At 37.9% G+C, this 12,090-nt stretch carries 10 protein-coding genes; 6 read left to right on the forward strand and 4 right to left on the reverse strand.

Annotated features, from left to right (window positions below; translation table 11 throughout):
• Positions 1-70 precede the first annotated feature (70 nt).
• Entirely contained in the window at positions 71-2,698 is a 2,628-nt protein-coding gene (gene alaS / locus Q763_RS15545) for an alanine--tRNA ligase (RefSeq protein WP_035135953.1), read from the reverse strand.
• A 159-nt stretch (positions 2,699-2,857) separates the two neighbouring features.
• Between alaS and Q763_RS15550 the strand changes: the two genes are divergently transcribed.
• The 6 genes from Q763_RS15550 to Q763_RS15575 all read left to right on the forward strand — a co-directional run bounded on the left by Q763_RS15550 (position 2,858) and on the right by Q763_RS15575 (position 6,735).
• Positions 2,858-3,835: a M23 family metallopeptidase gene (locus tag Q763_RS15550; RefSeq protein WP_035135954.1), complete on the forward strand. Its 978-nt coding sequence runs from the start codon at positions 2,858-2,860 to the stop codon at positions 3,833-3,835.
• Positions 3,835-4,164: a MerR family transcriptional regulator gene (locus Q763_RS15555; RefSeq protein ID WP_035135955.1), complete on the forward strand. Its 330-nt coding sequence runs from the start codon at positions 3,835-3,837 to the stop codon at positions 4,162-4,164. The genes Q763_RS15550 and Q763_RS15555 overlap by 1 nt, the downstream gene beginning before the upstream one ends.
• Positions 4,165-4,176: 12 nt before the next feature.
• A complete protein-coding gene (locus tag Q763_RS15560; protein ID WP_035135956.1) occupies positions 4,177-4,761 on the forward strand; it encodes a LemA family protein in 585 nt (194 codons plus the stop codon).
• 12 nt (positions 4,762-4,773) lie between these two features.
• Positions 4,774-5,211 (forward strand): TPM domain-containing protein, encoded by a 438-nt coding sequence (locus Q763_RS15565; RefSeq protein WP_035135957.1) that lies wholly within the window; start codon positions 4,774-4,776, stop codon positions 5,209-5,211.
• A complete protein-coding gene (locus Q763_RS18070; RefSeq protein ID WP_035135958.1) occupies positions 5,212-6,003 on the forward strand; it encodes a TPM domain-containing protein in 792 nt (263 codons plus the stop codon).
• Between the two features lie 114 nt (positions 6,004-6,117).
• Positions 6,118-6,735 carry a hypothetical protein gene (locus Q763_RS15575; RefSeq protein WP_157499478.1) on the forward strand — a complete coding sequence of 206 codons (618 nt, stop codon included), beginning with the start codon at positions 6,118-6,120 and terminating at the stop codon, positions 6,733-6,735.
• A 48-nt stretch (positions 6,736-6,783) separates the two neighbouring features.
• Here the strand turns inward: Q763_RS15575 and Q763_RS15580 are convergent, their stop codons facing one another.
• The 3 genes from Q763_RS15580 to era all read right to left on the reverse strand — a co-directional run bounded on the left by Q763_RS15580 (position 6,784) and on the right by era (position 11,967).
• The gene (locus tag Q763_RS15580; protein WP_035135960.1) at positions 6,784-9,588 is read right to left on the reverse strand and encodes an outer membrane beta-barrel protein; all 2,805 of its coding nucleotides are present in this window, start codon (positions 9,586-9,588) and stop codon (positions 6,784-6,786) included.
• Positions 9,589-9,676: 88 nt separating this feature from the next.
• Positions 9,677-10,984 carry a ribosome biogenesis GTPase Der gene (der, locus tag Q763_RS15585; RefSeq protein WP_035135961.1) on the reverse strand — a complete coding sequence of 436 codons (1,308 nt, stop codon included), beginning with the start codon at positions 10,982-10,984 and terminating at the stop codon, positions 9,677-9,679.
• A 98-nt stretch (positions 10,985-11,082) separates the two neighbouring features.
• Complete coding sequence (gene era / locus Q763_RS15590) at positions 11,083-11,967, reverse strand: GTPase Era (protein ID WP_035135962.1); 885 nt, start codon at positions 11,965-11,967, stop codon at positions 11,083-11,085.
• Between the last annotated feature and the right edge of the window lie 123 nt (positions 11,968-12,090).

The following is a 12,090-nucleotide window of genomic DNA, read 5'->3' on the forward strand; positions in this document are numbered from 1 at the left end:
AATAAAAAAAAACGGTCGGTAATCCTAAACTAAGGTTACCGACCGTTTAATATAATTTTATTATAAAAAACTATTTTATAAAGTCGACAGCAGCGGCTAAGGCATCGTTTATACCGTTTACATTTTTACCACCGGCAGTGGCAAAAAACGGCTGTCCGCCTCCGCCTCCCTGTATGTGTTTTCCAAGTTCACGAACTACCTGTCCGGCATTTAGCCCTTTTTCGGCAACAAGCTCCTTCGAGATGTAGCAGCTTAGCATAGGTTTGTCGTCCTGTACTGTAGCAAGTAAAATAAACAGGTTGTTGCCTAGGTTACCCAGTTCATAAATAAGATCTTTAGCTCCGGCAGCATCAAGATCTACCTGTTTTGCCAGGAATTTCACTCCGTTTATTTCCTGTATTTCGGCAGCAAGCTCACCTTTCAGGTTTTTGGCTTTGTCTTTAAGTAAAGCCTCTAGTTGTTTTTTAAGTTTTGCATTCTCATCCTGTAATGAAGCAACAGCTTTAAGGGTATCCTGCGGATTTTTAAGAGCGGCTTTAATTTCGCTAAGAGCGTTTTCCTGAGAAGCAAAGTATTCTTTAACGGCTTCGTTAGTAATAGCCTCAATACGGCGTATACCAGCGGCTACTGCGCTTTCGCTAACAATTTTAAAGTACCATATATCAGCAGTATTTTTAACGTGTATGCCACCGCAAAGCTCCATACTTTCGCCAAATTTAATAGCGCGTACATTATCTCCGTATTTCTCACCAAATAAAGCCATAGCTCCTTCGTCAATAGCCTGTTGGAACGGTATACTTCTTCTTTCTATTAGCGGAAGGTGTTCCTGTATTCTTGCGTTCACAAAGTCTTCCACCTGTTTAAGTTCTTCATCGGTAACTTTAGAGAAGTGAGAGAAGTCAAAACGAAGATAATTAGGACTTACTAAAGATCCTTTTTGTTCTACATGTGTACCTAAAACAGAACGTAATGCCTGGTGAAGCAGGTGAGTGGCAGAGTGATTACTTGCCGAGTCATTTCGTAGCTTCTCGTTAACTTGTGCAGTAAATGTACTGTTAATGTTTTCAGGCAGTTTTTTAGTAATATGTAATATAAGGTTGTTTTCCTTTTTAGTGTCGATTACCTCGATAGTTTCGTTTGCCGAAACCAGTTTGCCTTTGTCACCTACCTGACCACCACCTTCAGGGTAGAACGGAGTGTTGTTAAGTACTATCTGGTAAATGGTGCCGTCTTTTTTAGAATCTACTTTACGGTAACGGGTAACTTTTACCTCGTTCACTAACTGATCGTAGCCCACAAAAGTTTCGGTGTTACCTTCGGTTAGTATGGTCCAGTCGGCAGTAGAAACTTCCGATGCTGCTCTCGATCTTGATTTCTGTTCCTGCATTGCAGCTTCAAAACCAGCTTCGTCAAGGCTGTAACCTTTCTCTCTAAGGATAAGGGCTGTTAAGTCGATAGGGAAGCCAAAAGTATCATACAGTTCAAAAGCTTTTTGTCCTGATACCACTTTACCTTCGGTAGAGGCAATAACGTTTTCAAGTAACTGTAATCCCTGGTCTAATGTTCTAAGGAAAGAAGTTTCCTCTTCACGAATTACATTTTGAACCAGTATTTTTTGTGATTTGATTTCAGGGAAAAATTCACCCATCTGGCTGCTTAAAGTGTCAACCAGCTCAAAGATGAAAGGCTCTTTTTTATCAAGGAAGGTAAATGCGTAACGGATGGCTCGTCTTAATATCCTCCTGATAACATAACCTGCACCATTGTTTGATGGAAGCTGACCATCGGCAATTGCAAAAGCCACAGCCCTAACGTGGTCTGCAATAACACGGATGGCGATGTTTAGTTTTTCATCTTTATCGTTAGCCGCCTTTATAGTATATTTTTTACCTGTAAGATTTTCTATTTTGTTGATAAGCGGAGTAAACACATCGGTATCGTAGTTAGACTGTACACCCTGTAAAACCATACATAAGCGTTCAAAGCCCATACCAGTATCTACGTGTTGTGCCGGTAGCTTTTCAAGCGAGCCGTCGGCTTTACGGTTAAACTCCATAAATACGTTATTCCATATCTCAACAACCTGAGGGTGATCGGCGTTTACAAGTTCGCGACCTGCTTTTTGTGCTTTCTCTTCTGCAGAACGGATGTCTACGTGTATCTCGCTACATGGTCCGCATGGTCCCTGGTCGCCCATTTCCCAGAAGTTGTCCTTTTTGTTACCCATAAGGATGCGGTCTTCAGAGATAAGCTCTTTCCATATATCATAAGCTTCCTGATCCATAGGCAGGTTATCTTCCTTATTACCTTCAAATATGGTAACATAAAGGATGTCTTTGTCTATCTTGTAAACTTCGGTTAGCAGTTCCCAGGCCCAGTGAATCGCTTCTTTTTTAAAGTAATCGCCAAAGCTCCAGTTACCAAGCATTTCGAACATGGTATGGTGGTAAGTGTCAATACCTACCTCTTCAAGGTCATTGTGCTTCCCTGAAACACGAAGACATTTTTGGGTATCGGCTATCCTTTTACTTTTTGGCGTACCGTTACCTAAAAAGAATTCCTTAAACTGTGCCATCCCCGAGTTGTTAAACATAAGGGTTGGGTCGTCTTTGGTTACAATAGGTGCCGACGGGACAATTAAGTGACCTCTGTCTTTAAAAAAATCTAAAAACTGCTTCCTGATATCCTGAGATTTCATGCTTTATGAAAATGTTTATGTTCTTTAAAAATTAAAAAAGGTGCAGTTAGCTCAAAAAAACCACTGCAAAACCGTAACATTTGCTAAATTTGTTCGTTTATCAAAATACCCGATTTTACAACCTTTTATCTAAGGTGCAAAAATAGAATAAATTAGAACATGGCGAAGGTAAAATATTATTACGATACAGAAAATCTGGCATATCGTAAAATTAAACCCAAAAAGGGAAAACGACTTGGTGTTGTGGCGCTTTTTTTAGTGTCTTCGGCACTTTTTGGTTTTTTGGCTTTTGTGGTGCTTTTAAATACCCCGTTTTTTGAAACTCCTAAAGATAAGCTGCAGGCACGCGAGATAGAGAATCTTAAGGTGAACTATGAGATAATCAGTAAGCAAATGGAAGAGGCCACTGCTGCACTTGAGGCTATTGAAGACAGGGATAACGATTTGTACAGAGCTTACTTTAACACATCTGCAATACCCGATGAACAGCGCAAAGCCGGTTTCGGTGGGGTTAACCGTTATAAGGAACTGGAAGGGTATAATAACTCTGACCTTGTAATTAATACTACAAACAGGCTGAATATACTGCTTAAAGAACTTGCGGTGCAGTCTAAATCGCTAGATGAAATTGCAAAACTGGCAAAAGATAAAGAACAGTTACTTGCTGCCATACCTGCCATACAGCCTGTAAAGAATGAAGATTTGAGACACATGGCTTCGGGTTTTGGATACAGGAGTGACCCTTTTACCAAAATAAGGAAGTTTCATGCGGGGATGGACTTTTCGGCTAAAACCGGAACACCTATCTATGCAACCGGTGACGGAGTGGTACAGCGTGCCGACAGCAAAGCTACAGGTTATGGTAATCATATAGTGATAAAACACGGTTTTGGTTATGAAACCCTGTATGCTCACCTTAGTAAATACAATGTAAAAGTTGGACAAAAAGTAAAAAGGGGAGATGTGATAGGTTTTGTAGGTAGTACCGGTAGGTCGGAAGCGCCTCACCTTCATTATGAAGTGCATAAAGGAGGAGAGGTTATTAATCCTATTAATTTCTATTACGGAAACATTTCTGCAAAAGAATACGTTTTAATTTCTAAATTAGCTAATCAGGAAAACCAATCGCTTGACTAATGCATTTAGACCTGCCTGAAAAAAGATACTACAGCATAGGCGAACTCGCCACTGCTTTTAACGTGAACTCATCACTTATACGGTTTTGGGATAAGGAATTTGATGTCCTTAAACCAAAGAAAAATGCCAAAGGCAACAGGATGTTTACCCCTGAAGATGTTAAAAACCTACAGCTTATATACCATTTGGTAAAAGAGAGAGGGTTTACTCTTGAAGGGGCGAAGGTCCACTTAAAGGAAGGACAGAAAAAAACGCTGGATAAGTTTGAGATAATTCGTAAATTAGAGGCTATCAAAACAAGTTTATTAAACATTAAAAACGAACTTTAAAAACAAACATAAATGAAAAAGTGGTTAATTGTTATTGTAGTAATTGCAATTTTAGGAATTTGGAGTGTTTCATCTTATAACGGTTTAGTTACTGTTAGGGCAGATGCTAAAACGGCTTGGTCTAATGTTGAGAGCAGTTATCAAAGAAGAAATGATCTTATTGGTAATTTGGTGAAAACTGTACAGGGAGCTGCCGATTTTGAAAGAAAAACACTAACTGAAGTTATTGAGGCTCGTGCTAAGGCTACTTCTGTAAACATAGATCCTGCAAATATTACTCCTGAGCAAATGGCACAATTCCAACAGGCACAAAATGGAGTGTCGGGAGCTTTATCAAGATTACTGGTTTCTGTAGAGCGTTATCCTGAATTAAAGGCTAATCAAAATTTCCGTGATTTACAGTCACAGCTTGAGGGTACCGAAAACAGAATTAATGTGGTAAGAGACAGATACAATGAGGCGGTAAATGCTTATGATATTAAAAAGCATAAATTCCCAACAGTAATTTTTGCCAGTCTGTTTGGTTTTGAGGATATGGCTAGATTTAAAGCTGAAGAAGGTGCTGAAAAAGCTACGGATGTTGAGTTTAATTTTTAAATAAAATATATAATGTCTGTAACCGAAGAATTTTTAACACCCGAAGAAGAAAAAGAAATTGTTGATGCGATAGTAACAGCAGAAAAAAATACCTCGGGAGAAATCAGGGTACACATCGAAAATCATTCAGAAAAACCTCCACTCGAAAGAGCTCAGGAGGTTTTTTATCAATTAGGCATGGAGACCACTGCAGCCCGTAACGGAGTTTTATTTTACGTAGGCGTTAGTGATCATACTTTTGCTATAATTGGTGATGAGGGAATCGATAAGGCTGTTGGGGCAGATTTTTGGAATAGCACTAAAGATTTGGTAATTTCTCACTTTAAAGAAAAAAAATACAAAGACGGTTTGGTACAGGGGATACTAAAGGCAGGAGAACGCTTAAAAAGTTATTTTCCCTATACTGATGATGATGAAAATGAACTGTCTAATGAAATTTCAAAAAGCTAAATGAAACAATTGTTTAAAAATATTATGTTCTTTAGCCTGTTGCTTTTAAGTAGCCTGGCTGTAGGGCAAACTGTAGAGATACCTGAAAGGCCAAGTTTTGAAACCAGCTATTATGAGTTTAAAACTCAATTACTAAGCCCCTCTGAAAAAAAGGCTATTGAGCAAAAGTTAATTAACTATGCCGATACAACGTCTACTCAAATAGCTGTGGTTGTTGTTAGTACGACAGGGGGTGAGGCGCCATGGAAATATGCGTTTGATATAGCTGATAAATGGAAAGTTGGTCAAAAGGGGAAGGATAATGGAGTCTTGTTAATGATAGCTAAAGATGACAGGAAAGTATTTATCCAAACCGGTGTAGGTACGCAGCACCTGCTCACCGATGCTATGACTAAAAGGATTATTGATAATGAAATTACTCCTGAGTTTAAGAGAGGGAATTACTATGCAGGTATAGATAAAGGAACTACTGCAATAATGCAGGTGCTTAAAGGTGAATATAAAGGAGGTGCTAAAAGAGAAAAAGGTGTTGGAGGAGGTTTAGTTTTCTTTTTTATATTTTTATTTATAGTAATTATTTCCATACTATCCCGTAGAGGCGGTGGCGGTGGCGGTCGTGGTAACAGATCAGCAGGGTCTACCTTAGCCGATATAATAATATTAAGCAGCTTAGGTCGTGGCGGTGGCTTCGGCGGTGGTAGCGGCTTTGGAGGAGGTTCCGGCGGCGGAGGTTTTGGCGGTGGCTTCGGTGGCGGTGGCTTTAATGGCGGCGGTGCCGGAGGAAGCTGGTAAAATGACTTAACCGAATTTATATAAAACAAAAAGAGGCAGCAATTTGCTGCCTCTTTTTGTTTTGGTTATTTATGTTAAATAATTAGATTTAGCACTTAAACCAACCGTATAAAAATGAAGAAAATTTTACTTATTGTCTTAACGGCTTCCCTGTCGCTATTTAGTTGTAAATCAATGCTGGTAAAATCCTACGGGATAAAAGACCCTGAGTTTGAAAGTAAAGAGGCTATTACTGAATATCTCATTAAAAAAGATATGGATACTGCTAATGTGATGGTGTTTAAAGATTTTACAAGTTATGTTACAGCGATAAAGAGAGGAATGAAGATACCTAATGCTATGTTTTTTAACTCAGCAGGAAACTTTGTGAATTATCAGAAAACACCGGAAGATTGTAATGCAAAAGTGAGTGGTTTTATTGATGATATAAAAGCTATTGACAGCTTGGCTGAAGATGTATCTTTTAATGTTTTTAAAATGACAGATTTTTTGGTTAAGCCAAATGGTGATAAGATTGAAATAGAAAAAGGATATGATGCTTATGTTTTAATTAACTGGGCATTATATGCAGGTAAGCTTAATGAAGAAAAAGCATTTGATTGGGTTAATCTTTTAAAGCAAAATGAAAAAGACTTTAAGGTGAAATATTATCTTTTGAACTGCGATTTTCAGGATATGTGGGGGCTTACCGATGAACAGAAAAAAGAAATAGGTTTTACTGTAAAGGGTTAATAAAAAAAGAGGCTGCAAATTGCAGCCTCTTTTTTTATATGCATATATTTAGAACATCCAAAAACGGCTTCCTCTGTTTTTAGATTCTTTACCGCCAAATTTTTTGATCTTATAGGTAAGAGAAAACATTACGTAACGTTTTAAAACAGTGTTTTGCTGGTCGTAAATTAAGTTTGATGATATGGTTCTGGATGTACCCAGATTTTGATCTAAAATATCGTAAACTTTTACTTTAAATAATAACTGGTCGTTGTAAAAGTTATAGCCTAAACTTGCATTCCATAAAAAGAAGTCTTTCTTAAACCCGTCTGAAAGCTGAGAGTTATAGGTGTACCCAAAGTCATTTCCTAAAACAAAATGTTTAGGCCAGTAACTGGTTGTTTGCAGGTTTATTACATGGGTAAAATTAGAGCGTGAATCAACATTGAAATTTGTATAGTCTGTTTTTCGGTAGGTGTACTTGTATGAAGGAGATATATTCAATAACTCGCCAAAATCATAATTTATTCCGATTTTTGGAGAAATACGATATGAGTCTGACTCATATTGTATATTGTTTGTAAATGCCTTTCCTTTATCATAACCTCCGTTTACTCCAATGTTTACTCTAAAAGAGTGCTCATCTTTTTTAAATGTTTTATTAGCGCTTGCTCCAAACCATGTGCCGTATACTCCCGAAACATTGGTATAGGTAGTTGTGTTTTTACCACTAGAGTCTATTGTTGTTTTATCAACTATATCACTGGTAGTATAATTACCTCCACCATAAACATTATACCCTGATCTGGTTGAGTAGTCATAATTACCAAATGATAAGTAGTAGTTGTGGTATTTGTTTGGGTCAAGATCCGGATTTCCTATAAAGGTATAGAGCGGGTTACTGAAGTCTTCTACCGGTAGTACCTGACTTGCCTGTGGGAACCAAACATCGTAGCTGTAGTTTGCATATAGATACTTTGATTTGCTTAACCTATAATTACCATATAAGTTTACACTAGGGTATATGTATGTTTTATTAAGATTATAGTTCGTTCCCAGATAGCTTGAAAAGTTGTCAAATTGTGAGATTGATGTTCCTGCTTCAAAAGTAAGTGAATACTTGCTTTTATTGATGCTTATCCCTGCGGTAGGTGTTACCGTATTTGTTCTTGAGGAAAGGTAATTAGTTAATGAATCACTTACTGTTGAAAAGTCGCCGGTTTCTTCATTAAAGTTAAATCCTTCTCTGTCTTCAATTTGCTGATTGCTGGTGTATTCAGCGCTAATTATCAGTTTAAGTGAATCGGTTACCGGTTCAGAGTATCTTGCTCTAAGCCTGTAATTGTCAACGGCTTTTCTGTTGTATCTAACCTGGTTTCTTATGTCTGATCTTGTATTGCCGTTTTCATAAAAGTAAGTGTCAGACTGGTTGTAATTAGCTCCTTCGCTCTTGTTGTTTTCATTGTAAAGCGACAGGCTTATACCTCTGCCTTTATGCCTAAAAGCTTTATGGTAATCTAAATTACTTTCAAAGTTGTTGGCGTCAGTTTCAGAGAATGTAGTTCCGGCGCTCTCATTAATTAAAACATCGTCCTGATTAGAAGTTTTTTGTGATGAGGTATTTCGGTTTTTTATGTTACTCTTTGTAAATCTCGGGCTGTAGTTAATTGTAGAAGTTGAGTCAATTTTGTACTCAAACTGAGTGTTTACATTGTGAGCATATTGATCATTTTCACTTTTAGAAGTTGAGTTTGTAATATTTTTTTTGGCAATCCCGGAGCCGTCATCTGGTAGGAATGATTCCATTCGAATCTTGCTTTCATTTTCATTATTGGCGCTGGTGTAAAAGTAGTTTATGTTAGGGTCGAGCTTTTTAAACCATGTGTCTGAAAAACTAATACCCACCATATTTGATCTTGTTATACCTGATCCGCCTCCAAACTGCACACCGTTAATATTAAAACTTCCGTTTCCGCTGTAATATACATTGCTGTTACGTCCGCCTCTCATATTGTCGAAAATTTCATCCATGGAGAAGCCGGTAGAATTAATATTGTTTGAAGAGGCAAGTACGCTTAATCGTTGCTTGTCTTTAAAGTAGTTAAAGAGAAGGCTGCTTTCATAGCGGTCGTCACTACCATATCCTGCCATAGCTTTCCCAAAAACACCTTTATTTTTGTCTTCATCTATGGTAAGGTTAATACTGGCATTGTTCCCGCTTGCTTTTTCGCCGGATAGTTCTTCTTCTTTGGTTTTTGTATCGGTAACCTGAACCTTATTTATAATATCTGAAGGTAGGTTTTGAAGGGCTATTTTACCATCTTTATCAAAAAACGGTTTGCCGTTCACTAATATCTGGTTTACTTCCTTTCCGTTCACAGTTATTTTGCCTTCATCATCAATTTCCACTCCGGGTAATTGTTTTAAAAGCTCCTGTACATTAGCATCGGGTCTTACCTTAAAAGATGAAGCATTAAATTCAAGCGTGTCCGATTTTATCCTGATGGGCGGTACTTCTCCTTTAATAACCACTTCACTAAGTTCTGTGGCGTTATCTTTAAGAACAATGGTGCCAAAATCATCGTCTGCTTTTAGAATTTCAAACCGCTTAGTGTAGCTGGTCATTCCTATAAAGGAAATTTTCAGGTAAACGGGATCATCAATTTTTCGGGTTTTCATCTCCCATGATCCGTTCTTTTTAGTAATAGTGTAGTCTACTACCGTAGAATCTTTTACAGAGGTTAAATAAACCGTTGCCGATTCCAAGGGATAGTTAGTGTCGTCAGTAACAACTCCTTTAAGGGTTATACTTTGGGCAAAACAAAATGTTGAGAACATTAAAAATAAAAAGAGGAGTAAGGAACTCTTTTTCATAGCGATAAAAAAAAATTAGCTGGTTAGTAAGGTATGTCTTATTAAACAGCTAATTAATGATTTTAGTATGTTAAAAGCAAGGAAAACTTTATTTCTGACGGAAATAGATGTCTATTGGTACACCCGAAAAGTCATAATTTTCCCTTAACTTATTCTCTATAAAGCGTCTGTAAGGTTCTTTTACATATTGTGGTAAGTTACAGAAAAACACAAACTGCGGAGTTGGAGTTGGTAACTGCATGCAGTATTTAATTTTAATGTATTTACCTTTTAGTGCCGGTGGCGGGTTGTTCTCTATAATAGGCAACATTAGTTCGTTTAGCTTAGAGGTGGCAACACGCTGTTTTCTGTTTTCAAATACCTGTACGGCTGTTTCAAGCGCTTTAAGTAAACGCTGTTTTGTTAAAGCAGAAACAAACAGAATTGGCACATCGTTAAAAGGCTGAAGCTCTTCGCGTATTCTTTTTTCGTAATCGCGTGTGCTCATAGTGTCTTTCTCTATAAGATCCCATTTGTTTACAAGGATTACAACTCCTTTACGGTTTTTTTCTGCCAGCCAGAAAATACTCTGATCCTGACCTTCAAAACCGCGGGTAGCATCTATCATTAGTATACAGATGTCACTGTGCTCAATAGCCCTTACCGAACGCATTACCGAATAGAACTCAAGATCTTCTTTAACCTTAGCCTTACGGCGTATACCTGCCGTGTCTACAAGATTGAATTCAAAACCAAAACGGTTGTATTTTGTGTCGATAGCATCGCGGGTTGTACCGGCAATATCTGTAACTATATATCTGTCTTCACCAATAAGTGCATTGATAAAAGATGATTTTCCTGCATTTGGACGTCCTACAACGGCAAAGCGTGGTAATGCCTCTTCTTCCTCAACTTCTTCCGGTTCCGGTAAAAGTTCGGTTAAGGCATCCAGGAGTTCTCCGGTACCCGATCCGCTCATACCTGCAATGGTATAGTATTCACCAAGCCCCAGGTTGTAAAACTCAATAGCGTCGTCAACACGCATAGCATTATCTACTTTGTTAACGGCAAGAAGCACCGGTTTAGTAACCTTGCGTAAAAGTTTGGCAACTTCATCATCCATAGGAGTGATACCGTCTTCTACATCTACAACGAATATAATAACATCGGCCTCATCAATAGCAAGTTCTACCTGACGACGGATTTCTCCTTCAAAAATATCGTCAGAACCTTTAATGTAACCTCCTGTATCTATTACAGAAAACTCTTTTCCGTTCCATTCGCTTTTTCCGTAATTTCTGTCACGCGTTACCCCGCTAACAGAATCTACGATAGCTTCCCTGCGCTGTATCAGTCGGTTAAAAAAAGTAGATTTTCCTACGTTAGGTCTACCTACTATAGCTACGATATTGTTCATTTCGTTATTTTAAATTTTTTGCAAAAGTACATATAAACTGCTAAAATTGCTAAACAGTCTGTAACTTAGTTTTTTTGCTATGTTTTTGAGTTACTGTTTTATTTTTGGTTGTACCCGAAACGTTTAAGCTGGAACGGGTTAGAGCGCCAGTTTTTGTTCACTTTTACAAAGGTTTCAAGGTGGATTTTTTTGCCAAAGAATTTTTCCAGCTCTTCTCTTGCCTGTATTCCTACCTTTTTAATGGCTGCTCCTTTGTTACCTATAATAATACCTTTTTGTGTATCGCGCTCTACCATAATAACGGCTCTTATTCTTATGATATCTTCATCTTCAAAGAACTCTTCGGTTTCAATTTCTACGGCATACGGAATTTCCTTGTCATAATTTAAAAGGATTTTTTCGCGTATGGTTTCATTTACAAAGAAACGCTCCGGCTTATCGGTAAGAGCATCTTTAGGGTAATAGGGAGGAGAATCTGGTAGTAATTCAATAATTCTGTTGAATACTTCTTTCACGTTGAAGTTCTCCAGTGCCGATATAGGATAGATTTCGGCATTTGGTACTTTCTCTTTCCAAAGCGTTACCTGTTCTTCCAGTTGCTCCTGAGACGATTTGTCTATTTTATTAAGCAGCAGTAATACCGGTATTTTTGCATGAATGATTCTCTTAAAGAAAGCTTCGTCCTTAAGGTCTTTTTCGCCTACTTCAACCATATAGATAAGTACATCGGCATCTTCAAACGCCGATTTTACAAAGTCCATCATGGATGTTTGCAGTTCGTAGGCGGGTTTAATGATTCCGGGAGTGTCTGATAACACAACCTGGAAGTCTTCTCCGTTCACAATACCCAGTATACGGTGGCGGGTAGTTTGTGCTTTAGAGGTTATAATAGATAGGCGTTCGCCTACAAAGGCGTTCATAAGGGTAGATTTCCCTACATTAGGGTTCCCTATAATGTTTACAAAGCCTGCTTTATGTGACATATAAAAAAAGTTATGCTGCAAAGGTAGTCATATCAGTGCAATAGAAGAAATAAAAAGATTTTTGTGTGTTTTTCTTGTAGTTCTGTATAATGGTTGTATATTTGCACCCGAAACATCGCGGGA

Source organism: Flavobacterium beibuense F44-8, from assembly GCF_000769915.1.
Lineage (GTDB): Bacteria > Bacteroidota > Bacteroidia > Flavobacteriales > Flavobacteriaceae > Flavobacterium > Flavobacterium beibuense.